Below are 25,380 nucleotides of genomic sequence, written 5' to 3'. Positions count from 1 at the left end.
TTCGCGACATTTCAAACCTGGGAACGCGCATCGTGGCCAAGGAACACCCGATTCTGGAAACGAGAGACCTGACCATTCGCTTCGGTGGCCATGTGGCGGTCGATCACGTTTCCTGCGCGTTCGAGCGCGGCACGCTGACGGCAATCGTCGGGCCGAATGGCGCCGGCAAGACCACCTACTTCAACCTGATATCCGGCCAGTTGAGCGCAACCGCCGGGTCGGTGCTCCTGAACGGCGAGGCCATCACCAGACTGTCGGTGCCCGAGCGCACGGACAGGGGCATCGGCCGCGCCTTCCAGTTGACCAATCTGTTCCCAACCCTGAGCGTGCGCGAAAACGTGCGCCTGGTGGCGCAGGCAAAGGCCCGCAAGGGCTTCGATCTCTTCAGCGTTGCCGAAAGCCATGTCGAGCTTCTGGAGCGGGCAGACCATGTGCTGGCGGAGGTCCGGCTTAGCGATCAGGCAGACCAGACCGTTTCCGCCTTGCCTCATGGCGACCAGCGCAAGCTGGAAGTGGCGCTGCTGATCGCCCTTGGCCCGCAGGTGCTGATGTTCGACGAACCGACCGCGGGCATGAGCGTCGATGAAGTGCCGGTGATCCTGGAGCTGATCAAGAAACTGAAGAGCGACATGGACCGCACGATTCTGCTGGTGGAACACAAGATGGATGTCATCCGCACCCTGGCCGACCGCATCATCGTTCTGCACAACGGGGCACTAGTGGCCGATGGAGAACCGTCGGAGGTGATTGCTCTGCCAATCGTGCAGGAGGCTTATCTCGGCAAGGCGCCGGCCTCGTCCGGGGAGGCTGCGTGATGGCAGAGAACCTGCTTACCCTGTCCGGCGTTCATACTCATATCGGCCCCTATCACATTTTGCAGGGTGTCGATCTTGCAGTGCCGGAGGGCGGCGTGACCGTTCTGCTCGGCCGCAATGGTGCGGGCAAGACCACCACCTTGCGGACGATCATGGGGCTCTGGACCGCGAGCCAGGGCGGTATCCGGTTTGGCGATCATGTGATCACGAAGCTATCGACCCCGGAAATCTCTCGCAGGGGGATCGCCCTGGTGCCGGAAGACATGGGCATCTTCACCGATCTGACGGTTGCCGAAAACATGATCCTGGCCGCAGCCAACGGGCCGATGGACCCAAAGCGTCTTGCGTGGATCAAGGAGCTGTTTCCGCCGATCGGCAACTTCTGGAATTCCTCCGCGGGCACGCTGTCCGGTGGTCAGAAACAGATGCTGTCCGTGGCGCGTGCGATCATCGAGCCGCGCCGGCTGATCCTGATCGACGAGCCGACCAAGGGTCTCGCCCCGGCGATCATCAAGGCGATGACCGACGCGCTGAAGGAACTGAAGGAAACCGACACCACCATCCTGCTGGTGGAACAGAATTTCGCCATGGCCTCCAGCATCGGCGACACGGTCGCGGTGATGGATGATGGCCGCATCATTCATTCCGGACGCATGGACGAGCTGGTGGCGGATGTGGCCTTGCAGGAAAAACTCATGGGACTGAGCCTGGAGGCACATCAATGAGCGAGACGGCGATCAAACCGCGGATCGAGAAAATCCCGCTGAAAGAACAGCTTGCCCAGAAACTACCGGTGCTGCTGGTGCCGGTGCTGGCCGCTGTGGGCCTCATCGCCATCGGCAATCCGGCAAGCTGGCTGACGCTGACGGTGGCCGGGCTTGCCATGGGCATGATGATCTTCATCATGGCGTCTGGCCTGACGGTGGTCTTCGGGCTGATGGACGTGATCAACTTCGGTCATGGCGCCTTTGTCGCTGTCGGGGCCTTCGTCGGCTTCACGGTTCTGGCCTGGCTGGCAGGCTGGACGGCTTCGCCAAGCGTGTTCATGAACCTGACTGCCGTGTTGGTCGCGATCCTTGCAGCAATGCTTGTCACCGGCCTGCTTGGCCTTGCCTTCGAACGGGTGATCGTGATGCCGGTCTATGGCGAACACCTGAAGCAGATCCTTGTCACCATGGGCGGGCTGATCGTCGCCCAGCAGATGATCTATGTGGTCTGGGGCCCGGACGAGCTGCACATGTCCCGGCCGGAAGCCTTGCAGGGATCGCTGGTGATCGGCGAAGCGGCCATCGAGAAATACCGGCTGGTGGCCGTGGGCATCGGCCTCGCCCTGTTCCTGGGGATGCGCCACATCCTGAAGAACACCAAGATCGGCCTGCTGGTGCGGGCCGGGGTGGAGAACGGCGAGATGGTCGAAGCGCTGGGCTACCGCGTTCGCCGCCTGTTCCTGATCGTGTTCATGACCGGATCGGCGCTGGCCGGACTGGGCGGCGTCATGTGGGGCCTTTATCAGGAAACGATTACCGCGCACATGGGCTCGGAGATCATGGTGCTGGTGTTCATCGTCGTGATCATCGGCGGGCTCGGCTCGGTCGAGGGCTGTTTCATCGGGGCCATGCTGGTGGGGCTGCTCGCCAATTACACCGCTTTTCTGGCGCCAAAGGTGGCGCTGATCTCGACCATCGCCTTGATGGTTGCGGTGCTGATGTGGCGGCCGCAGGGCCTTTATCCGGTCGTCAAGGCGAAGTAGGGACGGGAGAAGAGAATGCTGACCAGACTTCTTTCCGGCGACACACCGCGCAGCGGTCTTCTGACCGCGTTGCTTTTGATCGTGCTGATCTCGCTCGCCTTCGCGCCGTTTCTCTTTCCCGGTACCAAATCGCTGGAGACGGCTGCGCGCATCTGCATCTTCATCGTGCTGGTGGCAAGCTACGATCTGCTGCTGGGCTATGCCGGCATCGTTTCCTTCGCGCACACCATGTTCTTCGGCATCGGGGCCTACGGCACCGCGCTGGCGCTCTCGACCACCGGGCCGAGCTATGGAGCCCTGGTCTGGGGCACGGCGGCGGGAGCTGGTGTCGCGGCGCTGTTTGCGCTGGCCATCGGGCTGTTTTCGCTGCGGGTGAAGGCGATCTTCTTCGCCATGGTAACGCTGGCGGTCGCAAGCGCCTTTGCCGTGCTGGTGTCGCAGATGTCGTGGCTGACAGGCGGTGAGGACGGGCTCAATTACAAGATCCCACGCGAGCTGACGCCGGCTTTCAAGCTGATCAAGGCCAAGGTGTTCGACGTCAGCATCAACGGCAAGATCCTGGCTTACTATCTGGTGTTCTTCGCCGCTGTAATTCTGTTCCTGGTCATGCTGCGCATCGTCAATTCCCCCTTCGGGCGTACGCTGAAGGCGGTGCGCGACAATGCCTTCCGGGCGGAAGCGATCGGTTACCGCGTGGTCTGGTACCGCACCACAGCCACCGTTCTGTCCGCAGTCATGGCAGCGCTTGCCGGCTCTCTTCTGGCCATCTGGCTCCGCTACACCGGCCCGGCGACAACGCTCTCCATGGAGATCATGATCGACATTCTGCTGATGGTCGTGATAGGGGGCATGGGCACGCTCTACGGGGCCGTGCTCGGGGCAACCCTGTTCATTCTGGCGCAGACCTACCTGCACAATCTGATGGGGGTTGCTGCCGAGGCGACCAGCGCGGTGCCGGTGGTCTCGACGCTGGTAGCGCCGGAACGCTGGCTGTTGTGGCTGGGTGTCCTCTTCATTCTGTCGGTCTATTTTTTCCCGACGGGCATTGTCGGACGGTTACGGGCAGGGCGTGCGTGAGCGGGAATATGATGCACATCCGCGACGAGGGAACGGGCAGACCGCTGGTGCTGATCCACGGCTGGTCCTGTCCGGGCGGTTTCTTCGATGCTCAGGTCGATGCGCTCAAGGCAGATGCCCGCTGCATCGTTCCGGACCTGCCGGGACATGGCAAAACGGCCGACCGGCTGCCCCTGACGATCGAGACGGCTGCCGATGCGGTTCATGCGGCCCTTGCCGAACGTGGCCTGACGGATGCGATCCTGTGCGGCTGGTCCATGGGCGCACTGGTGTCCTACGCGATGATCGAGCGCCATGGCGCGGAGAGAATTTCCCAGTTCGTTGCCATCGACATGACGCCAAAGGTGCTCAATGATCGGGACTGGCAGAATGGCACGCTGAACGGCCTCAATGCAGACCTCAACGGTCATTTCCTGAACGCCATCGTCGCGGACTGGGCGCGGTTACCCGCCCGGATTGCAAGAAGGCTTTTCGCGGAAGGTCTGCCGGTGCCGGAGGCTGCCGAAGCGCTTGCCCGCACTGAAATTGCCGCGGCCGATCCCGTGCTTTTGAAGCCAATGTGGGCCTCGTTGACGGCGCAGGATTTCCGCCCGCTTCTGAAAGCCTTTCCCGTGCCGTTTCATCTGGTCGCCGGTCTGCGCAGCCAACTCTACGGCCCGGGCGTGCATCGCTGGCACGCGGACAATGTTCCGGATTTCCACTTCCACGGCTATGAAGCATCGGGCCATGCGCCGCACATGGAAGAGCCGGAAAAGTTCAACAGTCTGCTGCGGGAGCTGGTGAAGGGCTGAATTGATAAGCAGGCCGCCATGTCTTCAAGTTTGAAGCGCTGGTGGCAGGACCAGGAACTGGAGTGGCCATCCAGATAGGCTTCCAGTCAGTGCCCGCCGCCCAGTTTCGCCTTCAGGAACTCGACTATACGGTCCAGCACGCTCAGCACCAGAAACACGGCGAGCAGCCCGATGAAGAAGCGCAAATCGCGCAGGAACGAGCCGGGCGCGAATTCCTGAACGCCTTTGTTCGCGTAGGTCCAGACGGCCCAGGCAATCGTGGCGAGGAGTGCCGTCATCATGAGTGAGATCACAATGGTCTGCCAGAGAGGCTTCTGCGGATGGTCGCTCATTTCAGCACCCGTGCGGTCAGAAGGTCCGCCTTGAAGACCATCAGGTCGTCCAGTTTTTCGACCTCGCCTTCGACCTCGATGTAAAGCGCCAGCAGTGGATCAATGGCCTCGCCAAGAAGCTGGCCGTCTTTGCCGGCCATCAGAAAGAAGGAGCGGCCCTCGACCGGTCCGGACGAGACGAAGACCGGGGGAATGCCGCCGGTGAGGCAGAGATCCGCGCAGGCTTTGTGTGCAAGGCCCCGGCCCGGGCGCATGGCGCCCGCGTAGCACTTGCCGTCGCAGATCTCGCCGGTCAGCTTCCAGCGACCGAGCGAGACCGGTTCGGCTGGATTGAAACCGGGTGCAGCGTTCGTTGCAGCTTCCACCTGACCGACCTGGATCATCGTCAGGTCGCCCCGGTTTACCGGCACTCCGCGCAAGGTCACCGGCGTCTCGCGATTGGCTTCCGCCTGTTCGAACACACCACGTTTGCCCTGACCGGCCAGCATGTAAGTGCGGGCAGGGGTGTCGCCATCGGCGGGAAGGCGGAACACCGGATAGGGGCGCAGTTCCAGCAGGCCAGTTTGTTCGAACCGGTTGCCCCACTGAAACGCACCGTTGCCCGGGTCGTTCTGGGTGGAGGACAGGGCAAAGGCCGCAAGGCCAAGCCCTGCGACAAAGCACAGGGAGAAGACGCCGACAAAAGCGACCAGCGGTTTTGGCACCTTGTTGAGATAACCGACGAAAAACGGCGCAGCCTTGGTTTGTTTCCAGCTCATGACGCACCTCCGATCACGACCGGCTCGACATAGGTTCCGGGCGGCAGGGCTTTCGGGTCCAGAAGAACGGTGGAGCCGACCAGTTTCAGCTTGTAGGTGGCGATCTTCTCGGTGAAGGGCGCGGGCGCACACCCATCCGCCAGATTGTACTGGTATCCATGCCAGGGGCAGGTGATGCAGCCCCACAGCACCTTGCCCTCGCCAAGCGGGCCATTCTGGTGGGCGCAGACATTGGTGACGGCGGATAGCTTGCCGTCATACCTGAAGATGGCGACACGTTCCTCATCGCTCAGGGTCACGACCTTGGCACAGTTGTCGTCGATCTCGTCCACCTCTCCGGCAACAACCCAGCCGGCTTCCTCCAGCGAAGCCTTTGCCGTTGCATCGCCCTTTTCCCGATTGGCTTCCAGATGCCCGCTTGCAAAGTGAAGGCCGGAGACCAGGACAACGCTTGCCGCAACCATGCCGGTGAAGATGGGATCGGACGATCCCTGCAATGCACCGAGCGCCACATGCAGCACGACGAAAGCATAGGCGGCATAGATGAACATGTGCAGCGCCTTCCAGATCGGCGCTCCCAGAAAGCTGAGCCAGAAATCATGGCTGGTGGCGGCCAGCACGAAGAGGATCAACAGCGCGGCAATGCCGAAGGCCTCGAAGGGAAAGCCGAGGATCTGTCCGTAGCTGGTGTTGGAGGACAGCAGCGCAATGTAGCGGTCGGTCGGCGAGAAATTGAAATACCAGCCGAGCACGTAGTTGGCGTGAACGGCAGCAATACCGGCGGTCATCACGCCGAAATGGCGGCGGTTGTAGAGCAGCGGCAGAAAGCGCCTGTCGAGCCGGGCCAGTGGCCCGATGCACAGGATCACCGTCAGCATCAGGAAGGCACAGCTTCCAAAAGCGCGCATCCTCAGGATGGCCCCGTCAATCGGCCGGGTGACGTCCTCGTAGAACGGGCCGACACGAATGAAGACGTAAAGATAAAGCGCGACGGCAATCAGCAGGACGGAATCATAGACCATCTTGTTGCGGTTCCAGATGACCGGTGTGTATTGCACGCTCATTGGCTTGCCTCCCCGGAGCTTTCTGCCGGGGCCTCTATCAGCACAGCCGGTCTGTCCGCGGGGGGCGACTGGCGCATGGCCAGAATGGTGAAGAAAACCAGCGGCAGGAGCAGGCCAAGGATGGTCCAGATACGGGCATGAGCCTTGCGATGCGCACGTTTCACCGGCCAGCCTCCCCGTGTTTTTCAAGCACGTACCAGCGATAGAGCACCAGAGGCCAGATCAGGCAGATGCCGGGAATGAGCAAGGGCCGGAACACGTGAGATCCGCGTGCGGACGGTTCCACCCGGTCGATGCCGATAACAAGAAACAGTGCCGCGACCAGCCCGCCGGCCATGAGATAGTATTTTCCGATGTCAATCAGAATGGCTGCTGTTTGCATCGTGCTCCCCCTGCGTCCTGTCCACTCCTTGTCATCCCGGCTGAAGCGTAGCGGGAGGCCGGGATCCAGTATTTGCGGACGATGAAGTGTCGCAACAAACCCCTGGCGGTGTCTACTGGCTCCCTGCCTTCGCAGGGATGACAAGTCTCATCCTGAAACCCCATCACACCAGATCCGCATCGGTGATGATTTCCACCAGTGAGGGGCCGTTATGGGCGATGGCATCCGTGATGGCGTCTTTCAGTTCGGCAGCCTCCGTCACCCTGTGGCCGTGCCCGCCGCAGAGGCGCGCGAAGGCGGCGAAGGACGGGTTGGTGAGGTTCGTTTCCCAGACCGGCCATTCGCCGGAACGTTGTTCCTTGGAGATCTTGCCGAGCTCTGAATTGTTCAAAAGGATATGCGTTATATCCATTCCGTATTTGACGGCGGTGGTGAACTCCATGGCGTATTGGCCGAAGCCGCCGTCTCCGGAAATCGAGATCACCTTGCGGCCGTGGAATTCCTCGAAATCCTGGGTCGCGCTCCAGGCGCCCAGGGCCGCGGGCAGGCTGAAGCCGATGGAGCCGAGATAGCCGGACATTAGGATGCGTTGTCCGCAAGGTTCGAAATAGCGGCCGAAGGAATAGGTGTTGTTGCCGACGTCGACCGGGAGGATCGCGTCCGGTGGGCACAGATCGCTCAACGCCTTGAAGACGGCCGCCGAGTGAATGCCCTTGCCGCTGTCCTCAGAAAGGCGGTGTTCCTTTTCCGCGCGCCAGATCGTCCAGCGTTCCACCAGTTCGCTTGCCTGGTCGGGGGCATCGGCCGGTTTCAGAACCTGATCGACAATCGCCTCGCAGAAGGTGCCGATTTCGCCCCACACGGGCAAGGTCACAGGATGGAACTTGCCAAGCTGCATGCGCTCGAAATCCACCTGGATGATAGTCTTGTAAGGGGCAATGCCGGTGTGGTTGGCAAAGGACGACCCGAGCGAGAGGATCAGGTCTGCCTCGTTCATGAACCAGCTTGCAATCGGGGTTCCGGAACGCCCAAGAACGCCGGCTGCCAGCGGGTGCGTGTCGGGGATCAGCCCCTTGCCCTTGAAGGTGGTCAGAACCGGCGCGCCGATCTTCTCGGCAAGCGCGATGACCTTGTCGCGGACATCCTTGGCGCCATAGCCAAGCACAATGACCGGGCGTCTGGCCGTGTTGATCATCTCAACGGCCCTGGCAAGGTCTTCACCGGAGGGCGTGATGGTGGTTCCGCCAAGGCGGCCCTCGGGTTTGCCGGCGTCCTTGCTGCTCGGATTGGTCTGGACATCGTCCGGGAAAATCAGGTTGGCAACGTCCCGCTCCACCAGCGCGGTTTTCAAGGCCAGCGACATCAGCTCGGCATGGTTGGAGGTGCTGAGTACCGGCTGGGAAAACTTGGAGACGGCCTCGAACGCGGATTTCAGATCAATGTCCTGAAAGGCGCCCGGACCGAACACCTGGGTCTGCACCTGACCGGTGAGGGCCAGAACCGGAGACCGGTCGACCTTTGCGTCCCAGAGACCGGTCAGAAGGTTGGTGGCACCAGGCCCGGCAATGGTGAGGCAGGCCGCCGGTTTGCCGGTCAACTTGCCATAGGCGGAGGCGGCGAAGGCAGCGGCGCCCTCGTGGCGAATACCGACATAGCCCAATGCGCCCGTGTTGACCTGCCGGCGGATGGCATCGGCAAGGCCGAGGTTGGAATGGCCGACCATGCCGAAGACACGCTTGACGCCCCAGTTGACCATCGTTTCGGCCATGACGTCGGTGACTGTGCGTTCATGGGGCGGCTCCGGTTCCAGACCGATGAAAATCTCGTCGCCTTCGATCCGCAGGGGATAGAGCTTCTGGCCGCTGTCTTCATGACCGCCGGGAGGAGCGCCCGTCAGCGGGTCGAAATCCCACCCGTGCCAGGGGCAGCGGATCCAGCATTTGCCGTCCGATCCCTTTTCGATGGAGCCTTCTCCCAGCGGGCCGCGCTGATGCGGACAATGGTTGTCCATGGCGGCCCACTGGCCGTCGAAATGCGACAGGCAGATCGATGTCGTTCGGGCCGTCACCGTTTTTACCCGGCCTTGCGGCAGATCGTTGACGTGTCCCACCTTGATCCAGTCGAGATCCTGAGCGTCCATTGGTCTTCCTCCCTCAAGAAACGCGCCGGTCAGGCGATGCCGCCATAGGCAACGCCGGATAGCTCGGCCATTTCCCGCTTCCAGGTTGTCAGGTCTTCCAGAGCGAACTGGTTCAGGTGCGAATAGCCGCAGGCCCTCGCCATGACCTGCATCAGCTCGACCGAGGCCTCGAAGAAGTTGGTGAGCTGGCGGGCGGATTTTTCGATTTCCAGCCGGTTGACCAGATGCGGCTTCTGGGTGGCGATCCCGACTGGGCAATTGTTGGTTTGGCAGGCTCGCATGGCTATGCAGCCGATGGCTTGCATGGCCGAATTGGAAAGCGCCACAGCATCGGCACCGAGCGCCAGAGCCTTGATGAAATCGGCCGGTTTGCGCAGGCCGCCGGTGATGATCAACGTGACGTCCGGCCGTCCCGAGTTGTCCAGGTGCAGCCGGGCGCGGGCGAGGGCGGGGATGGTTGGAACGGAGATGTTGTCCCGGAAGATGATCGGCGCGGCCCCGGTGCCTCCGCCGCGGCCGTCGAGGATGATGTAATCGACGCCCACTTCCAGCGCCGCATCGATATCGTTTTCGATGTGCTGGGCCGACAGCTTGTAGCCGATGGGGATGCCGCCGGTGCGGGTGCGCACTTCGTCGGCAAAGTCCTTTATCTGGGAGAGCTCTGTCCAGTCCGGAAAACGGGGCGGCGAGATGGCGTCTTCGCCTTCCTCAAGACCGCGCACTTCGGCAATCTTGCCCCTGACCTTGGCTCCGGGCAGATGGCCGCCGGTGCCGGTCTTGGCGCCCTGGCCGCCCTTGAAGTGAAACGCCTGAACCTTGTCGAGCTTGTCCCAGGCAAAGCCGAAACGGGCCGAGGCAAGCTCATAGAAATACCTTGAATTGGCCTGCTGTTCTTCCGGCAGCATGCCGCCTTCACCTGAGCAGATGCCGGTGCCCGCAAGCTCTGCGCCTCTCGCAAGGGCGATCTTGGCCGGCTCCGACAGGGCACCGAAGCTCATATCGGACACAAGCAGCGGGATCTTCAGCCTCAGCGGCTTCTGGGCGTTCGGCCCAACCACCACATCGGTGCCGACCGGCTCGTCCTCCAGAAGCGGGAATTTCTGTAATTGAGCCGTCAGGATCTGGATGTCGTCCCAGTCTGGCAACTGGTTGCGCGGCACGCCCATGGAGTCGACACGGCCATGATGTCCCGTCTTGCTGAGGCCATCGCGGGCATATTGCTGGATCAGGCTATTATACGGTTCTTCCTCGGTGCCGTGGCTGGTGTCGGCATAAAGCCCAAGATAGCTTTCGCGGTTGAACGGTTGCGGATTTTCCTGTGCCCAGGCAGCGACTTCGTCCGCGTCCACCAGCACATCGTCGCCTTCAACCCAGCTCGTGAATTTCGGCAGGGCCTCGGAGTTGTTGTACTCGGACACACCACTGTCGAGCCGGTAGTCCCAGTAATGGACGCCGCAGATGAGATTGTTGCCGCTGACGTAGCCATCGGACATGAGCGCGCCGCGATGAAGGCAGCGGCCGTAGAAGACGGAGATGTCGTCGTCGAAGCGGACGACCACAAGGTCGACATCGGTGACGAGGGCGTAGTGCGGTTTCCTGTCCTGCAGTTCGCTGAGTTTGGCAACAACCTGTCTTGTCATGTCTTCCCCCGGCTACTGGCGCTCTACGCCTTGGCTATCGGATTTGTCTTACTTCAGTCTGCCGTTACCTCCGGCCGCATGGCGGGCATCGCCTTGAGTTCCGCGGCATCGTCCTGGCCGGACATATGGGCCGCGTACCACCTTGCAAAAGGCACGGCCGTGATGCCGTGCAGGACCGCGCTGATCCAGACCGCGTTGACGGCCAGGTTCAGCAACTGCTGGCCGATTGCGTGATCGATCTGGTCAACGATGAGAAGCGCAAACAGGGCGGTCGCCAGTCCGCGCGGGCCGAACCAGCCGAAGAAGAGCTTGGTCAGCGGGGCGGCATCCGTCCCGGAAAGCGAGAGCCAGACGGCTAGCGGGCGCACCACGAACAGGCTCACCAGAATGAGCGTCAGGCTGCCGGCATCAAGGTGCGCGATGGCTTCTGGCACCAGGGCAAGGCCGATCAGGAAGAACGCGCCCCAGGAAAGCATCTGCCCTTCGCTTTCGGTGAATTCGTAAATGAAGGCACATTGGCCCTTGATGACGTTGCCGAAGAAGAGGCCTGCAACGAACGCTGAAATGAAGCCGTTGCCGCCGATTTCGTCAGCGGCAAGATATGCACCGCAGGCCATGGCGATGGCGCCGATGCCTTCGATGGTGTCGGTGGTCATGCCCCGGCGTTTGGCTGTCAGAAACAGGACGCCACCCAGCGCGCCGAGAGCTGCGCCCGCCAGCGGGCCGAGAAGCAGCTGCTTGGCGCCGAACATCAGCCAGTCTGTCGCGCCCGGCTGCATCATTTCGCCGGCAAGGCTCGCGAACAGCAGAACGGCCGGCAGCGCCAGCCCGTCATTGAGACCGCTTTCCAGCGTTAGAGCCCGTCTTACCCGCTCCGGCACCGCCTTGTTGGTGATGACCGCCTGGCCGAGCGCGGCATCGGTCGGGGCGAGTAGCGCGGCGGCAAGGGCTGCGACGATAAGCGGTTCACCGCTCAGAAAGGGTATTGCGGCCAGTGTGCCGATAATGATGGCCAATGGCAGGCCGAGGGCAAGCATGCGCAATGGCCATTGGTGGCGATGGCGCAGGGCCTGAAGGTTGATCTGTGCCGCGTCCAGAAACAGAAGGACGATGAGAGCCAGTTCGGCAACGATGTGCAGCAGGCGTTCCGCGTCGGTACCGGGCATCAGTCCGGTCTGCGCCATCAGGTAACCGAAGCCGATGAAAAGGATCGGCGCCGTCAATATGCCGTTGGACAGTGTTCTGGCCAGCAGTGTGTAGCTGACCGTAAACAGTGCCAGAAGCAACAGGCCGGTTGTCATGAAACGATTTCCCCCTTGCACGCAGTGACGTTAGGATAGCTTGGGCTGTCGTCTCAAATCATAATGCGATGACGCGCTTGTGTGACAGCCGTGATTTGCCAAAAGCGAAAATGCAACTGGAAAGGTCCGTGCAAGAGCCGTTTCACGGTTACTGCAAGGCTGCCAACTGTTTCAGGATACGCTGCGCGTCAGAGGGTTTGGCGGCAATCTCCAGGATCAGTTTCTTGCGCACGGCGTCGGCAAAGGTTTGCGCACTGTCAGCGGTCACTACGAAGGCGGCGGGTCCGCCGATGATGGTCTGGTAGAACCGTTGTTCCAGATCGTAGGCTATCGGCCGCCCGGAACAATGCCGGCACAGAACCGCCAACCCGTTGATCACGATCCCGGAGGACACCACGATATCCCTGGCTTCGGGAATGGTCGGTCCGTTCCAGTTGTTGGCGCTGTCGGCGGACAGGTCGATCACCCTGCGAAGGCCCGCATAGGCATTGCCGTCGATCAGTTGCTTGCCCTTCAGGAGAGCGGCGCCGATGGCGTTGCGCCCATAGGCGCGGCGCGGGGCCGCCATAAGCTCCGCCGCGAATTGCCGGGCGCTTTCCGGTCCGTCGATGACTGTCCAGTCGACGACAACATCCTGGGAGTGCACGTCGGCCCATTCGACATAGGTGACGACGATCTTGCCGTAGATATTGCTGGATATGGCATTCAGCACGGACGGATCCGTGATCGCGTCAGCATATCCCTTGCGCTGGAACTGGATTTCTGCCTCATCGATGGATCCCGTCGCATCCGCCAGGAGCACCAGTTCCAGGTCGAGTTCTTCCGAAAAAGCAGGCGGGATCAGGGCCAGGCACCAGACAACAACAGCAAGGATTATCCGCATCGCAACCGTCTCCCCATGGCAAAGGCATCTGAGAGTAGCTAGGGCGGGGATGGGAAAAGGGCAGGGCGGACGATGGCCGCGTCGAGACGTTCGTTGTTGGTTTCACACCTCTTGTACGGTTCGCCCACTCGTATTCGCGAAAACCCTCGACACAGACTTTTGCCCGTAGGTAATGGCAACTTGTCATCCCTGCGCAGGCAGAGATCCAGTAACCGGCTGAGAGTGTGTCTTTGCCTCGAACGACACGGCGTACTGGGTCCCGGTCTTGCTGCTGACGCATCAAACCGGGGCGACAAATCATGGAAGCTCGATCCTGTAGTCCATGCCGGTGCGCTTTATCGCTCACAGGAACTGCAAAGGCTTGGAACTCGTGCTCAAGTCACGGGATAACCACGGTGGAAAACGGTCAAAGAAAAACCCGCCTTCCATCGGAAAGCGGGTTTTGCAGGATCTGTTTTTTCCAGCGCTTACGCGACAGCGCGGGCCAGTGCGCACTGCGACCACAGGTCGTTGATCGCGCTGGCGAGGTGTTCGATGTCCTCGGCCGTGTGCAGCGGGGTCGGAGTGAAGCGCAGGCGCTCGGTGCCGACCGGAACCGTCGGGTAGTTGATCGGCTGAACGTAGATGCCGTAGGTCTCCAGAAGGATGTCGGAGATCCATTTGCACTTCTTGGCATCGCCCACCATCACCGGAACGATGTGGCTCGGGTTTTCCATGTGCGGGATGCCGCGCTTGTCGAGGGCGGCGCGGACCTGGGCGACCCGGTCCTTGTGCGCCTTGCGCTCGAACGGGCTGTCCTTCAGGTGCCGGATGGAGGCGGTTGCGCCTGCTGCCAGTGCGGGCGGCAGGGCGGTGGTGAAGATGAAGCCGGACGCGAAGGAGCGGACGAAGTCGACCACCGTTTTCGAGCCGGTGATGTAGCCGCCCATGACACCGAAAGCCTTGCCGAGCGTGCCTTCGATGATGGTCAGACGGTCCATCAGGCCTTCGCGTTCGGCAACGCCGCCGCCGCGTGGGCCGTACATGCCGACGGCATGCACTTCGTCGAGATAGGTCAGCGCGCCGAACTTGTCGGCAACGTCGCAGATTTCCTTGATCGGCGCGATGTCGCCATCCATGGAATAGACGCTCTCGAATGCGACCAGCTTCGGCGCGTCCGGATCGTCCGCTGCCATCTGGCGTTCCAGATCTTCATAGTCGTTGTGCTTGAAGATACGTTTTTCGCAACGGGCGTGGCGGATGCCCTCGATCATGGAGGCGTGGTTGAGCGAGTCCGAATAGACGATCATGCCCGGAACCTGGGAGGCGAGCGTACCGAGCGCTGCCCAGTTGGAAACATAACCGGAGGTGAAGATCAGAGCCGCTTCCTTGCCGTGAAGGTCGGACAGCTCGTTCTCCAGAAGAACATGGTAGTGGTTGGTGCCGGAAATATTGCGCGTTCCGCCAGCGCCAGCGCCGCATTTGGAGATCACGTCCTGCATTGCGGACACGACCTTTTCGTTCTGACCCATACCGAGGTAGTCGTTGGAGCACCAAACGGTCACATCCTGAACCGAACCATCCTCGCGGTAACGGGTTGCGCGCGGAAAATCACCTGCCTGGCGTTCCAGATCTGCAAAGACGCGGTAATTACCATTGTCATGCAGTTTGCCCAGGCGTTCTTCCAGATACGCGTTCACGTCCATTCTCAGGATCCTCTCATCGCGGGCACTTTTTGCCAGCGCCTCTCTCCTGCCCGCGCAACTCGCGTCCCGCGCGGCCAACTTTGCCGTCTGGAGCCTTTCCGTCCGATTCCAGAATAGCAGCTAACTTATAGCCATTCAAAACTGCTATTCAAAGTTTTGGCCTTGATCAAGGTCAAAAACCACGGCTGCGTCCAATCGCCATAGTCTCTGCCGCCGCAGTTTAGCCCGAGAAACCAATGCGAATCCAGCGTTGGAAAACGCTCGTGAATTCGGGCGAGCCGCAAGGATACCCAAAATTCATTGCCGGAAAGTTTGCAGCGCCGCCGCAGAAAGCAAACTGATCCGGGATTTCTGACGGTACCGGATGGCCCCATCGCGCGGGTCTGCGTGCAGAAGGTTCTTGCTTTCATGTGTCAAACATGAATACTGATTCATGTTTCAGGAGTTGGGAGGAAACAGCAGGTGGGTAAACCGGCCGCAGAAGCACAAACAGCACAAAAGAGTGCGAGCAATCAGCCGAAAACGGCGCGCGGGGAAGCCACGAGGAAGGCAATCCTGACTGCTGCAGAACGGGTGATTGGCGAGAAAGGCTATAACGACGCTTCCATCGGTCACATTACCAGTGAGGCCGGCGTCGCCCAAGGCACTTTCTATATCTACTTCACCACCAAGGAGCAGGTGTTCTCCGAGCTTGTTCTGGAAATGGGCCGCCTTGTCCGCCATACGATTGCCGAGGCAACGCAGGACATCGACAACCGCCTGGAAGCGGAGGAGGCCGGTCTTCGGGCGTTTCTGGAATTCGTCCAGGCCCATCCCGATCTTTACCGGATCGTTCAGGAAGCGCTGTTTGTCGATCCCGCCGCCTATGAGGAATACTACAGGACATTTGCCGAGGGGTACCGGTCGGGGCTGATGGCTGCCGAGGCCGCCGGTCAGATCTCGAAAGGCGACACGGAAACCCGCGCCTGGGCGCTCATGGGAATTGCCCGGGCACTGGGCGAGCAACTGGTGGTTTTCAAGTCGGAAAAGCCCATTGCCGATCTTGTGGCCAGCGCCTACGACCTGATTGCCAACGGCATCAAGCCCTGAGGCGCATGTCATGAGCCTCGTCGAGACAGAAACGCGCGGCGGTGCGATCTGGCTTTGGCTGAACCGGCCGGAGCGGCACAATGCCCTTGTTCCGGCTCTGGTCAGCGATCTGCGAAATGCCCTTGCAGCCGCAGCCACTGCCGAGCCGGTTGCGCTGGTGTTGTCTGGCCGTGGCACCAGTTTTTCGACCGGCGGTGACATTGGCAGCTTCATGGACCATGCCGGGTCGGCCGAGGATCTTCACGCCTATTCCGACGTGCTGGTCGGGAGCTTGCACGAGGCAATCCTTGACCTGCTGGCCTTTCCGGCGCCGGTGCTTGCAGCCGTCAACGGGCCGGTGACGGGTGGCTCTGCCGGTCTGATGCTGGCGGCGGATCTAGTTGCTATGTCGGAGACGGCTTTCGTACAGCCCTATTACAATCAGGTGGGGTTTGGGCCGGACGGCGGCTGGACTGCGCTGCTGCCGGAACGGATCGGCCCCTCCAGGGCCCTTGCGATCCAGTATCGCAACACGCGCATAGGAGCGACGGATGCGGTTGCGTTGGACCTTGCCGAGTGCCGCGTGCAAGGGGCTGACCTTGCCGCAACCGTTGAGGGCTGGGTCGCGGAACTCGCTTCTGGCTTCGCGCAGACCCATCGTGCGACACGGCAGACTGTTTGGGACGAGCGCAGGCGGAGCATCGTGCGTGAGCGTCTGGATCAGGAAAAGACCAGGTTTCTGGAGTTGGTAACCCGTCCGAGCACGCTCGAGGGGATGAAGGAATTCACCAGGAAGTGGGCTTGAGGAGAGGCCTGGCCTGAAGGTTCGAGCGATGATCGCCAACGTGATCGCCTCAACCTTCCGAAGGCCGCCGGTTCGTAGCCGCACCAGGTGTTGGGAGGACCTATGGAGTATGTGACCGACATGGCTGCAAAACGGGCGGAGCTCACGCCCGGAGCAACTGCCTTTGTCGACCGGGACAGCGGCAGAGCCTTCAGCTTCTGCGACATCAACCAGCGGGCGACACGCCTGGGCAATCTGTTGCTCGCACGGGGGCTTGCCAAGGGCGACCGCATGGCGGTGCTTTGCCACAATCATCCGGATTTCTTCGCGCTGCTGTTTGCCGCCCAAAAGACCGGCATCCTTCTGGTGCCACTGAACTGGCGCCAGCCGGTTGCCGAACTGCAGCCCATATTGGCCGCTTCCGGGGCGAAGCTTTTGTTTCATGATCAGGACTTTGCGGAGACCGCTGCAGAGCTTGCCGCCGGTGCCGACCTGTCACTGCTGCCGATGGGCGCAAAAGGTCAAGGTGTCAGCGCTCTCGACGATCTGCTGGCTGAGGCAAGTCCTGCTGCAATCGGTTGCGGCAAGGTCAAGGCGTCGGCGCCCTGGTATCTGCTCTTCACCTCCGGAACGACGGGCCTGCCGAAGGCGGTTATCCAGACGGCGGGCATGGCCTATGCCAACATGATCAACTACTGCCAGGCCACCGGGCTTTCCGTCGGTGAAAAGGGCGTCAACTTCCTGCCGCTCTTTCATACGGCGGGCATCAATCTGCCAACGCTGCCGATCTTCCTCAACGGCGGCATGTCGACGGTTCTGCGCAAGTTCGATGCGGAGACCGTTCTCGATCTCGTTTCAGCTGGAAACGTCACCTGCTTCTTCGGTGTTCCGGCGATCTATCAGGCACTGGCCCTGTCACCCAGGATCGGCAAGACGAATTTTTCGAAGGTCCGGTCGCTCGGCTGTGGCGGTGCGCCCGTGCCGAAACATTTGCTGTCCGAGTTTCAGCAACGCGGCGTCACCATCTGCAACGGCATGGGCATGACCGAAACCGGACCAACCGTGTTCCTGATGGACAAGGATCACGCATCGGCCAAGATCGGCTCGGTCGGCAAGCCGCAGATCCTCACGGACGTCCGTCTGGTCGACGGCGATGGCGGCATTGTCGAAGGGCCGGGTGAGGGGGAGGTCCAGTTTCGCGGGCCGAACATCACGCCGGGCTACATGGACAACAAGGAAGCGACGGTCGCGACCTTCACTGTCGACGGCTGGCTGAAGTCCGGCGACATCGGGCGCCGCGACGAGGACGGCTACTACTACATCGTCGACCGCATCAAGGACATGTATATCTCCGGTGGCGAGAACGTCTATCCGGCCGAAGTCGAGAAGGTGCTGGTCGGTCATCCCGCCATCCTTGAGGCCGTTGTCATCGGCGTGCCGGACACCAAATGGGGCGAGGTCGGTGCGGCCTTTCTGATAGCGCGGCCGGGTGAAGATCTGGACACGGCGACGCTCGCCGACTGGTGCCGCAAGCAGCTTGCGCCCTACAAGGTGCCAAAAAGCTTCACCGTTACGGACGACCTTCCGCGCACCGCTGCGGGCAAGGTGCGCAAGAACATTCTCAAAGACGACTTCCTTGCCGACAAACCGCTGGAGAAAGCATAACCGATGAGCCTCACCGCTGACGCGCAGCACGGCGCGACGTTTCGCTGGATTCCCCGTCAGGAAGATTTCGACGCCTTTGCGGATCTGTCAGGTGACGATAATCCGATCCATGTCGATCCCGAGTTTTCCAGCCGCACCCGGTTCGGCCGCACCGTTTCGCACGGGATGCTGCTTTATACGCGGGTCTTCGCCCATCTGGCAGCGCTCTATCCGGAGCGGACCCATGCCGTTCAGACCATGATGTTCCCGAACCCGGCGTATGCAAACGAGGAACTGACGTTTTCGTTCACACCGAGTGAGGATGAGGCGGACCTGATCCTGATCGAGGTCGCACGCGCGGCGGACGGGGCAGTGACCTTGTCCGGAACCTGTAAACTGGGGAGGCGGACATGAGCCTGGAAGTCGGGGCACGCGCCCAAGTGCGGCGCAGATACACCGAGGAAGACATGCTTGGTTTCGCGCAGCTTGCCGGCGAAGGCACTGAGGTGCCGGTTTCCGTTCCGGGGCCGCTGATCGGGGGGCTGTTCTCCTATCTGCTGGGGGTGGAGCTGCCGGGAAGAGGCACCAACTACCTGAAGCAAAGTCTGGAATTTGTGGCGCCTGCGCCTGTCGGGGAAATGTTGACGGCGTCAGTTACCATTACGCGTCTGCGGCCGGAAAAACATCTGGTCGATCTGGAAACGATCTGCGAAGCCGAAGATGGCAAAAGGATCTGCCAGGGCCGGGCGTTGGTTTATGTCGAGGATGTCGGCAAGGGCTGAGCCGAAGTTTCCAGATTTCTGTTCGCTCTATTCGCCTTCAACGACCCTAACCTTGGACGGCCAGAAGGCATAATGCCCGGAAAGTTTCTCCGCCATCGGCACCGGTGATCGGTAGACCCAGCCAATCTCTTCACTGTCGTGGGAAATATAGCTGGCATCGCCCTTGATGGGGCAGTGGGTGGATTTGTCGACATATCCGAACCGGGTTTTGAGATCGGCCTCGGGCACATAGATCACCGGATCGTAAAAAGACTTGCCGACTTCCAGAACGCGGAGCGCGCGGGTACTGTCTGCAAGCAGAGCCGCGCCCTGGTAGATGCGGATGCGCCGGGGGACGTCCTTGATCACCATCAGGTGGCCCGGATTATCCGGGTTGCGGATTGCCGTCTCAAGGGCGGGCATTGTCTGCGCGGTCATTTTGTCCTCCTTGAAATTGGTGCTCATGTGTGGTTGGCAGCGGTGAAACGCAAAACATTTCTATGCTGCGGGGCACACAGTTTCGCTGGGTTTTGGAGCCTGCCAGACCGGAAGACAGCGTTTCGGCCTTGATAATGCCTGCGGTTCTGCGCTCAAACAGGAGAACACGATTTACGGAAGAAGTGGTGCCATGGCCGAAAGCGTTCGGGATTTTTTGAAGCGGTTGTTTCTGCGGGCTGTCGAGGTGGCTGACCCGATGCAAAGCCTCGCCGGGTTTCTGCCGGAAAAACCGGCAGGCCGGGTTGTGGTGGTTGGTGCAGGCAAGGCTTCCGCCCGTATGGCTGAGGCGGTCGAAAAGGCCTGGGGGCCTTGCGAAGGTCTGGTGATTACGCGCTACGGCTATGCGAGACCGTGCGAGGGCATCGAGATTGTGGAAGCGGCGCATCCGGTTCCGGACGAAATGGGTTTGGTCGCAACCGAGCGCATGATCGATCTCGTGTCCGGCCTGGGTGAGGACGACTTTGTGCTGGCGCTGATATCCGGCGGCGCTTCGGCGCTGCTGGTCGCGCCTGCGGGCGACATCACGCTTGCGGAGAAGCAGGCGGTCAATCAGGCGCTTCTGGCTTCCGGGGCCCCCATTGGCCAGATGAATGTCGTGCGGAAACATCTGAGCCGCGTAAAGGGCGGCCAACTGGCTGCCGCTGCCTATCCTGCCAAAATGCTGACCCTGCTCATTTCCGATGTTCCCGGCGACAGTCCTGCCGAGATCGGGTCCGGTCCGACGGTGGGCGACGAAAGCACGGCAGACGATGCAAAGGCCATCCTGGACCAGTGGAAGATCGAGGTGCCAGACTCGGTTCAGCAGGTTCTGGCTGAGGGCAGTGGTGTTCTGAAGCCGGATGACGAAAAGCTCAGCCGCGTTTCGAATACCATCTACGCGGCTCCCTCCCAGTCGCTGGACGCTGCCAAAAGCCTTGCGGAGGCGGAAGGCTGCGATGTCGAGATCCTGGGCGATGCACTGGAAGGCGAGGCGCGGGATGTTGCGCGCGCTCATGCGGAACTGGCTTTGAGCCGCCAGAGCGACCGGCCTGAGGGGAGCACGCCCCTGTTGCTTTTGTCCGGCGGCGAGTTGACGGTCACACGTCGCGGTGAAGGTGTCGGCGGACCTAACGCCGAATATGCCCTCGCTCTGGCCTTTGCCTTGCGCGACGCTAAAGGTATCCATGCGATTGCCTGTGATACGGATGGTGTCGACGGGGCCGCGGAGGTGGCCGGAGCCGTTATCGGACCCGATACGCTCGCCCGGGCGGACAAGGCCGGTGCCGATGTGGAAGAAGCCCTGCTCAACAACGACGCTCACCGCTTTTTCGACACGATCGGAGATCAGATTGTCACCGGACCGACACTGACGAATGTCAATGATTTCCGCGCCATATGGATTGGATAGCGTATTGGCATGGATAGGCGCCGCACTTCCTTTACCCGGTTGATCTTGCCGGACATCCCAAGGGACAGGACTTGACTGAAATTACCATCACCCGTGTGGCGCGCCTGCCCGATCCGTTCCGGATCGAACGGTTTCTGTCCAATCCCAAGCTTGGTCCAAGGACGCTGTTTTTCAGTGGGGGCTCGGCGCTCAACGGTGTTGCCCAGAACCTGAAACGCTACACGCATAATTCCATTCATCTGGTAACACCGTTCGACAGCGGCGGCAGTTCGCAAGGCCTCAGGATTGCCTTCAACATGCCTGCCATCGGCGATCTCAGAAGCCGGCTGATGGCTCTTGCCGACGAGACGGTGCTTGGTCACCCCGATATCTTTCGCCTGTTCACGCACCGTTTTTCCAAAACGGCGCCGCAAGCGGATCTGGCCGGCGAGCTGGATAGCATGATTGCCGGAACGCATGGTCTTGTGACGGCGATCGAGCAGCCGATGCGCACTTTGATCCAGAACCAGCTGGGCACGTTTTACGCCGCGCGTCCGGATGCTTTCGATTTGCGGGGAGCCAGCATCGGCAATTTGATCCTGGCCGGGGGTTATCTCAACCAGAACCAGCAGCTTGAACCGATCATCTTTCTGGTGGCCAAGCTGGTAGGTGTGCAGGGCACCGTGCGGGCCATTGCCGAGGATAACCTGCATCTGGGCGCGGAGCTGGAGAATGGCGAGGTGGTCATCGGCCAGCATCTTCTGACCGGCAAGGAACATCCCCCGCTGGTGTCGCCGATCAAATTCCTTTTTCTCAACCGGGGACTGTCCGGCAAGGATCCTGCGGAAGCTGCGTTTCCGGAGCGCAACCAGAGCCTGATCCAGTCCGCGGATCTGATCTGCTACGCGCCGGGCAGCTTCTACACCAGCCTGATCGCGAATCTTCTGCCGACTGGTGTCGGAATGGCCATCGCTGCGCGCACTGTGCCGAAGGTCTTTGTGCCCGGAACGGGGCACGACCCGGAAACGGGAACGATGAGCGTTGCGGACAAGGTGATGACCCTGCTTGCCTACCTGCGGCGGGACGCGGGCAGCGACTGCCCGGTGGATCGGCTGCTGAATTTCGTGATCGTCGACCAGGCAGTTCCGGAAAGTGAAACGGAAGGGCTGCGGGATCTGGGACTTTCCGTTCTTCGTCTTGCTCTCGTCAGCAAGGCCTCCGCACCCTATTATGACCCCGTGCCGCTTTGCGAAACACTGGTCTCGCTCACGTAAGCACTACCGAACATTCAGGACAAGGCCATGAAACGTACCAAGCTCTTAAACCGGCACCTCAGCAAACTGGTTGCCTCGCTCGGCCATATGGACGAAATCGTCCTGGCGGACGCGGGCCTGCCGGTGCCTGCCAATGTCGGTGTGATCGACCTGGCGGTGAGCCCGGGTGTGCCCGGCTTTTTCGATGTGCTGGAAGCGCTGGCCGATGAAATGATCGTCGAGCAGGCAGTCTTCGCAGAGGAAGCCTCGGAAGATCTCGTCACGCAGATCGAGGTCCGGCTGGCCCACTGGGCGGCCGATGCGGGCAAACCCATCGAGCACGTCCGCATGTCCCATGAGAATTTCAAGGAGCGTTGCGCGAAAGCACGTGCCGTCATTCGTACCGGTGAGTGCACGCCTTACGCCAACCTGATTCTCGTGTCCGGAGTGCCGTTCTGACAATCATCGCAGGCCTTGGCGTCCAAAGCTGTTTCAAAGGTTGCTGAGCAGAGATTGATCCATGCAAGGGGGGAGCAGAAATGCTCCTCCCTTTTTTGATTTCCGAAACATTGCAGAGGCATGTTTCGTTGTTGCCTCAAACTCTTCCCGCTTTGCAAAAAAAGAATTATTCGATCTCCGAAACCGATTTTGTTGACTTACAAAATCGGTTTTGCAAAACTTTTGGCGATAAAACAAACCGTTGTCGAAAGCGGCTGCGGAAAGGGACTCGAGCCAACAAGGCTCGCAGGGAGGATTGATGTCGCGACTTCGCGATTCCGTCACGATTGATGACGTGGCGCGCCATGTGGGCGTTGCGAAGGGAACCGTGTCGCGGGTCCTCAACAATTACACCGATATTTCCGAAGCTACCCGCAAGCGCATCCTGGCGGCGGTTCAGGAACTGGGCTATCAGCCGTCGGCCACAGCGCGCAATCTGAAGCGCGGACGCCAGGATACGCTCGGCATCGTCATTCCAGTTGGTCACGGCAGCGGCGCCGATCCGTTCCTGTCGGAGTTCATCGACGGCATCGCCAGAGCCCTCGACGAACTGGGGCTCGACCTGTTGGTGACGACGGCCCATTCGCGCGAACACATGATTGAAACCGTGAAGCGGTTGATCGCCCGGCGCAAGGTGGACGGCTTCATCGTCACCCGTACGGAGGTGGACGATCCGCGCATCGCCTATCTGCGGGAGCACAATTTTCCCTTCGTCGCGCACGGCCGAACGTGCGACCCGTCTGGCTATGCCTGGTTCGATATCGACAACGAGGCGGCTTTTGCCGACGGCGTCCGCCATCTCTACAGCCTCGGGCACGAGCGGATCGGTTTCATCGGCGGACCGATGGAACTCAATTTCGCGCTTCAGAGGCGCGACGGTTACCGGCAGGGCCTTGAGGCCCTGGGGGTTGCGCATGACCCGGAGCTGGAAACGCTGCAGTTGCTCACCGAGAAGGGCGGGTTTGCAGGCGCCGAGGCGCTGCTGTCGCTCGAGGCGCCGCCGACCGCGCTTTTGTGTGCGACGGACGCTCTGGCCATCGGGGCGGTCCAGTTCTGCCGCAAGTTCGGCCTGAAGGTCGGCGCGGATGTCACCATCGTTGGATATGACGGCCTGCCGGTTGGGGAATACCTGGACCCGCCGCTGACGACATTCTCGCAAAGCGCGCAGGAAGCAGGCGGCAGGGTTGCGCGCATGCTGATTGATGTTCTGGACGGCAAAAATCCGACTGATCTGCAGGCACTTGCCACGGCAAACCTGATCCGGCGCGCCTCGGATGGCGCTCCGGCGAATTCATCGGAGGCGCTTGCAAGCGCGCTCCGCGACCGGCTGAACCAACAGCCACATTCCGGCAGGAAGGGAGAGTAATATGTTTGGGAGGACGACATTTCTGGCCTCGACCATCGCGGGCGTTCTGACGCTCGGTCTGACGGCCGCACAGGCCGATACGTTGCGGTTCTGGACAACAGAAGAACAACCGGAGCGCCTGGCCAAACAGGAAGAAATGGCCGCCGCGTTCAAGGAAAAGACGGGCATCGAGGTGAATGTCATTCCGGTGACCGAATCCGACCTCGGCACGCGCGCCACGGCAGCCTTTGCCGCCGGTGACCTGCCGGACGTCATCTATCACACGGTTCAATACGCGCTGCCCTGGGCGGAAGCGGGCATTCTGGACACCGAAGCTGCGACCGAGGTGTTCGAGAAACTTGGAGTTGACACCTTCGCGCCGGGCGCGGTTGCGATGGCCGCCGTTGAAGACGGCGTTGCCTCGGTGCCCGTGGACGGCTGGACCCAGATGGTGATCTACCGCAAGGACCTGTTCGAGGAAAACGGCCTTGCCGCGCCTGACAGCTATGAAGACATTCTGGCGGCCGTCGAAAAGCTGCATAACCCGCCCGAGATGTTCGGCTTCGTTGCCGCCACCAAGGTGGACGAGAACTTCATGAGCCAGGTGCTGGAGCATGTGTTTCTGGCCAATGGCGTGAGCCCGGTTGGCGAGGAAGGCTTCACGCCTCTGGACGAGAAGAAAACCATCGAAGCGCTGGAGTTCTACAAGGCAATCGCCAAGGCGTCGCCTCCTGGTGATCTCTTCTGGAAGCAGTCGCGCGAGCTTTATTTTGCCGGCAAAGCGGCCATGATCATCTGGTCGCCGTTCATCCTGGACGAGCTTGCCGGACTTCGCGACAGCGCCCCGCCGACCATCACGGATGACCCCACCTCCAAGGAACTTGCGTCCAAGACCGGTGTCGTCACCACCTTGAGCGGACCGTCCAATCCCGATGGCGCTGCCTGGGCAGACATGCGCTACTTCGGTATCACCAATGATGCGGACACCGAAGCGGCGATGCAATTCGTCGAGTTCTCCATGGACGACGGTTACCTGTCGACCCTGTCGATCGCACCGGAAGGCAAGTTCCCGATCCGCCGCGGTACGGCCGACAATCCGACCAAATTCGTCGACGGTTGGGCGGAGCTTCCCGTGGGTGTCGACCGCAAGGCACCGCTGACCGATCTCTACGATGCAGACACCATCAAGACCATCGTATCCGGTCTCGACACCGCCAGCCGCTGGGGCGTCAAGGAAGGCCAGCTTTCGCTTGCCTCCAAGATGATCAACAGCCAGGTGATGAACCGTCTGGTGCGTGAGTACATCGACGATGAGCGGGATGCGGCGGCAACCGTTGCCAAGCTCAACGAAGAACTGGCCAAGATCCAGTAAAGCGTTTCCACCTCTCCGGACTGAACGGAGGGGTGGGAATTCCCGCACATAAAGACCCTGACCGGGCGTTCTCCTTATGCCCGGTCCTCTTTCCATCGTCTGCCGCGGCAATGACGGCAGTCCTGATGGAGCTTTAGTCAGTTGTCTGTTGGTGCCGGACGGTTGCCAGCGGC

The 25,380-nt window shown here is 61.0% G+C and carries 26 protein-coding genes; 15 read left to right on the top strand and 11 right to left on the bottom strand.

Features of this window, described 5'->3' with window-relative positions; genetic code table 11:
- Positions 1-32 precede the first annotated feature (32 nt).
- The 5 genes from AC2A6O_RS06460 to AC2A6O_RS06440 are packed head-to-tail and all read left to right on the top strand — an operon-like array spanning position 33 to position 4,433.
- The gene (locus tag AC2A6O_RS06460; protein ID WP_498926196.1) at positions 33-815 is read left to right on the top strand and encodes an ABC transporter ATP-binding protein; all 783 of its coding nucleotides are present in this window, start codon (positions 33-35) and stop codon (positions 813-815) included.
- Positions 815-1,540, top strand: coding sequence for an ABC transporter ATP-binding protein (locus AC2A6O_RS06455; RefSeq protein WP_148582830.1), 726 nt, complete (start codon positions 815-817; stop codon positions 1,538-1,540). Before AC2A6O_RS06460 ends, AC2A6O_RS06455 begins: the two co-directional genes overlap by 1 nt.
- Positions 1,537-2,565, top strand: coding sequence for a branched-chain amino acid ABC transporter permease (locus tag AC2A6O_RS06450; RefSeq protein ID WP_148582829.1), 1,029 nt, complete (start codon positions 1,537-1,539; stop codon positions 2,563-2,565). Before AC2A6O_RS06455 ends, AC2A6O_RS06450 begins: the two co-directional genes overlap by 4 nt.
- 15 nt (positions 2,566-2,580) lie before the next feature.
- Entirely contained in the window at positions 2,581-3,642 is a 1,062-nt protein-coding gene (locus AC2A6O_RS06445; protein WP_498926195.1) for a branched-chain amino acid ABC transporter permease, read from the top strand.
- Positions 3,639-4,433, top strand: a complete 795-nt coding sequence (locus AC2A6O_RS06440; RefSeq protein WP_498926194.1) for an alpha/beta fold hydrolase — start codon at positions 3,639-3,641, stop codon at positions 4,431-4,433. The genes AC2A6O_RS06445 and AC2A6O_RS06440 overlap by 4 nt, the downstream gene beginning before the upstream one ends.
- 86 nt (positions 4,434-4,519) lie before the next feature.
- Here the strand turns inward: AC2A6O_RS06440 and AC2A6O_RS06435 are convergent, their stop codons facing one another.
- The 10 genes from AC2A6O_RS06435 to hemA form a co-directional block, all read right to left on the bottom strand.
- Positions 4,520-4,765, bottom strand: a complete 246-nt coding sequence (locus AC2A6O_RS06435; protein WP_498926193.1) for a hypothetical protein — start codon at positions 4,763-4,765, stop codon at positions 4,520-4,522.
- Positions 4,762-5,523 carry a hypothetical protein gene (locus tag AC2A6O_RS06430; protein WP_498926192.1) on the bottom strand — a complete coding sequence of 254 codons (762 nt, stop codon included), beginning with the start codon at positions 5,521-5,523 and terminating at the stop codon, positions 4,762-4,764. Before AC2A6O_RS06430 ends, AC2A6O_RS06435 begins: the two co-directional genes overlap by 4 nt.
- The gene (locus tag AC2A6O_RS06425) at positions 5,520-6,587 is read right to left on the bottom strand and encodes a Rieske 2Fe-2S domain-containing protein (RefSeq protein WP_498926191.1); all 1,068 of its coding nucleotides are present in this window, start codon (positions 6,585-6,587) and stop codon (positions 5,520-5,522) included. The genes AC2A6O_RS06430 and AC2A6O_RS06425 overlap by 4 nt, the downstream gene beginning before the upstream one ends.
- Positions 6,584-6,751: a hypothetical protein gene (locus AC2A6O_RS06420; protein ID WP_498926190.1), complete on the bottom strand. Its 168-nt coding sequence runs from the start codon at positions 6,749-6,751 to the stop codon at positions 6,584-6,586. The genes AC2A6O_RS06425 and AC2A6O_RS06420 overlap by 4 nt, the downstream gene beginning before the upstream one ends.
- Positions 6,748-6,969: a hypothetical protein gene (locus tag AC2A6O_RS06415; RefSeq protein WP_062487206.1), complete on the bottom strand. Its 222-nt coding sequence runs from the start codon at positions 6,967-6,969 to the stop codon at positions 6,748-6,750. The genes AC2A6O_RS06420 and AC2A6O_RS06415 overlap by 4 nt, the downstream gene beginning before the upstream one ends.
- A gap of 163 nt (positions 6,970-7,132) precedes the next feature.
- Positions 7,133-9,109, bottom strand: a complete 1,977-nt coding sequence (locus AC2A6O_RS06410; RefSeq protein WP_498926189.1) for a thiamine pyrophosphate-binding protein — start codon at positions 9,107-9,109, stop codon at positions 7,133-7,135.
- A gap of 29 nt (positions 9,110-9,138) precedes the next feature.
- Complete coding sequence (locus tag AC2A6O_RS06405) at positions 9,139-10,749, bottom strand: glutamate synthase-related protein (protein WP_498926188.1); 1,611 nt, start codon at positions 10,747-10,749, stop codon at positions 9,139-9,141.
- 53 nt (positions 10,750-10,802) lie between these two features.
- Positions 10,803-12,050: a cation:proton antiporter domain-containing protein gene (locus tag AC2A6O_RS06400; RefSeq protein WP_498926187.1), complete on the bottom strand. Its 1,248-nt coding sequence runs from the start codon at positions 12,048-12,050 to the stop codon at positions 10,803-10,805.
- A gap of 148 nt (positions 12,051-12,198) precedes the next feature.
- Complete coding sequence (locus tag AC2A6O_RS06395; RefSeq protein WP_498926186.1) at positions 12,199-12,933, bottom strand: DUF1194 domain-containing protein; 735 nt, start codon at positions 12,931-12,933, stop codon at positions 12,199-12,201.
- Between the two features lie 467 nt (positions 12,934-13,400).
- Entirely contained in the window at positions 13,401-14,618 is a 1,218-nt protein-coding gene (gene hemA / locus AC2A6O_RS06390; protein WP_148582820.1) for a 5-aminolevulinate synthase, read from the bottom strand.
- A gap of 462 nt (positions 14,619-15,080) precedes the next feature.
- Between hemA and AC2A6O_RS06385 the strand changes: the two genes are divergently transcribed.
- The 5 genes from AC2A6O_RS06385 to AC2A6O_RS06365 all read left to right on the top strand — a co-directional run bounded on the left by AC2A6O_RS06385 (position 15,081) and on the right by AC2A6O_RS06365 (position 18,896).
- A complete protein-coding gene (locus AC2A6O_RS06385) occupies positions 15,081-15,707 on the top strand; it encodes a TetR/AcrR family transcriptional regulator (protein WP_498926185.1) in 627 nt (208 codons plus the stop codon).
- A 10-nt stretch (positions 15,708-15,717) separates the two neighbouring features.
- A complete protein-coding gene (locus AC2A6O_RS06380) occupies positions 15,718-16,491 on the top strand; it encodes an enoyl-CoA hydratase/isomerase family protein (RefSeq protein ID WP_498926184.1) in 774 nt (257 codons plus the stop codon).
- 102 nt (positions 16,492-16,593) lie between these two features.
- Positions 16,594-18,135 (top strand): AMP-binding protein, encoded by a 1,542-nt coding sequence (locus AC2A6O_RS06375; protein WP_148582817.1) that lies wholly within the window; start codon positions 16,594-16,596, stop codon positions 18,133-18,135.
- 3 nt (positions 18,136-18,138) lie between these two features.
- Positions 18,139-18,528, top strand: coding sequence for a MaoC/PaaZ C-terminal domain-containing protein (locus tag AC2A6O_RS06370; RefSeq protein ID WP_498926183.1), 390 nt, complete (start codon positions 18,139-18,141; stop codon positions 18,526-18,528).
- Positions 18,525-18,896 carry a hotdog family protein gene (locus AC2A6O_RS06365; protein ID WP_498926182.1) on the top strand — a complete coding sequence of 124 codons (372 nt, stop codon included), beginning with the start codon at positions 18,525-18,527 and terminating at the stop codon, positions 18,894-18,896. The genes AC2A6O_RS06370 and AC2A6O_RS06365 overlap by 4 nt, the downstream gene beginning before the upstream one ends.
- Before the next feature lie 27 nt (positions 18,897-18,923).
- Here the strand turns inward: AC2A6O_RS06365 and AC2A6O_RS06360 are convergent, their stop codons facing one another.
- Complete coding sequence (locus tag AC2A6O_RS06360; protein ID WP_498926181.1) at positions 18,924-19,313, bottom strand: DUF427 domain-containing protein; 390 nt, start codon at positions 19,311-19,313, stop codon at positions 18,924-18,926.
- A 190-nt stretch (positions 19,314-19,503) separates the two neighbouring features.
- Between AC2A6O_RS06360 and AC2A6O_RS06355 the strand changes: the two genes are divergently transcribed.
- From AC2A6O_RS06355 to AC2A6O_RS06335, 5 genes are all read left to right on the top strand, one after another.
- Positions 19,504-20,760, top strand: coding sequence for a glycerate kinase type-2 family protein (locus tag AC2A6O_RS06355; RefSeq protein ID WP_498926180.1), 1,257 nt, complete (start codon positions 19,504-19,506; stop codon positions 20,758-20,760).
- Positions 20,761-20,831: 71 nt separating this feature from the next.
- Positions 20,832-22,013, top strand: a complete 1,182-nt coding sequence (locus tag AC2A6O_RS06350; RefSeq protein ID WP_498926179.1) for a GAK system CofD-like protein — start codon at positions 20,832-20,834, stop codon at positions 22,011-22,013.
- Positions 22,014-22,040: 27 nt separating this feature from the next.
- Positions 22,041-22,451 (top strand): D-ribose pyranase, encoded by a 411-nt coding sequence (rbsD, locus tag AC2A6O_RS06345; RefSeq protein WP_148582811.1) that lies wholly within the window; start codon positions 22,041-22,043, stop codon positions 22,449-22,451.
- 298 nt (positions 22,452-22,749) lie between these two features.
- Positions 22,750-23,856, top strand: a complete 1,107-nt coding sequence (locus AC2A6O_RS06340) for a LacI family DNA-binding transcriptional regulator (RefSeq protein WP_498926178.1) — start codon at positions 22,750-22,752, stop codon at positions 23,854-23,856.
- Between the two features lies 1 nt (position 23,857).
- A complete protein-coding gene (locus AC2A6O_RS06335) occupies positions 23,858-25,207 on the top strand; it encodes an ABC transporter substrate-binding protein (protein WP_148582809.1) in 1,350 nt (449 codons plus the stop codon).
- Positions 25,208-25,380 lie beyond the last annotated feature (173 nt).

It is taken from the genome of Labrenzia sp. ATLA3 (assembly GCF_057180185.1).
The sequence above is the reverse complement of the archived record's forward strand: the minus strand, read 5'-3'. Positions and strand labels throughout refer to the sequence as shown.

Coding starts and splice junctions, on each gene's coding strand:
- rbsD (WP_148582811.1), top strand. CDS start 22,041: ATGAAACGTACCAAGCTCTTAAACCGGCACCTCAGCAAACTGGTTGCC.
- AC2A6O_RS06435 (WP_498926193.1), bottom strand. CDS start 4,765: ATGAGCGACCATCCGCAGAAGCCTCTCTGGCAGACCATTGTGATCTCA.
- AC2A6O_RS06375 (WP_148582817.1), top strand. CDS start 16,594: ATGGAGTATGTGACCGACATGGCTGCAAAACGGGCGGAGCTCACGCCC.
- AC2A6O_RS06335 (WP_148582809.1), top strand. CDS start 23,858: ATGTTTGGGAGGACGACATTTCTGGCCTCGACCATCGCGGGCGTTCTG.
- AC2A6O_RS06380 (WP_498926184.1), top strand. CDS start 15,718: ATGAGCCTCGTCGAGACAGAAACGCGCGGCGGTGCGATCTGGCTTTGG.
- AC2A6O_RS06405 (WP_498926188.1), bottom strand. CDS start 10,749: ATGACAAGACAGGTTGTTGCCAAACTCAGCGAACTGCAGGACAGGAAA.
- AC2A6O_RS06340 (WP_498926178.1), top strand. CDS start 22,750: ATGTCGCGACTTCGCGATTCCGTCACGATTGATGACGTGGCGCGCCAT.
- AC2A6O_RS06410 (WP_498926189.1), bottom strand. CDS start 9,109: ATGGACGCTCAGGATCTCGACTGGATCAAGGTGGGACACGTCAACGAT.
- AC2A6O_RS06365 (WP_498926182.1), top strand. CDS start 18,525: ATGAGCCTGGAAGTCGGGGCACGCGCCCAAGTGCGGCGCAGATACACC.
- AC2A6O_RS06395 (WP_498926186.1), bottom strand. CDS start 12,933: ATGCGGATAATCCTTGCTGTTGTTGTCTGGTGCCTGGCCCTGATCCCG.
- AC2A6O_RS06425 (WP_498926191.1), bottom strand. CDS start 6,587: ATGAGCGTGCAATACACACCGGTCATCTGGAACCGCAACAAGATGGTC.
- hemA (WP_148582820.1), bottom strand. CDS start 14,618: ATGGACGTGAACGCGTATCTGGAAGAACGCCTGGGCAAACTGCATGAC.
- AC2A6O_RS06415 (WP_062487206.1), bottom strand. CDS start 6,969: ATGCAAACAGCAGCCATTCTGATTGACATCGGAAAATACTATCTCATG.
- AC2A6O_RS06430 (WP_498926192.1), bottom strand. CDS start 5,523: ATGAGCTGGAAACAAACCAAGGCTGCGCCGTTTTTCGTCGGTTATCTC.
- AC2A6O_RS06355 (WP_498926180.1), top strand. CDS start 19,504: ATGGCCGAAAGCGTTCGGGATTTTTTGAAGCGGTTGTTTCTGCGGGCT.
- AC2A6O_RS06370 (WP_498926183.1), top strand. CDS start 18,139: ATGAGCCTCACCGCTGACGCGCAGCACGGCGCGACGTTTCGCTGGATT.
- AC2A6O_RS06360 (WP_498926181.1), bottom strand. CDS start 19,313: ATGACCGCGCAGACAATGCCCGCCCTTGAGACGGCAATCCGCAACCCG.
- AC2A6O_RS06445 (WP_498926195.1), top strand. CDS start 2,581: ATGCTGACCAGACTTCTTTCCGGCGACACACCGCGCAGCGGTCTTCTG.
- AC2A6O_RS06450 (WP_148582829.1), top strand. CDS start 1,537: ATGAGCGAGACGGCGATCAAACCGCGGATCGAGAAAATCCCGCTGAAA.
- AC2A6O_RS06455 (WP_148582830.1), top strand. CDS start 815: ATGGCAGAGAACCTGCTTACCCTGTCCGGCGTTCATACTCATATCGGC.
- AC2A6O_RS06400 (WP_498926187.1), bottom strand. CDS start 12,050: ATGACAACCGGCCTGTTGCTTCTGGCACTGTTTACGGTCAGCTACACA.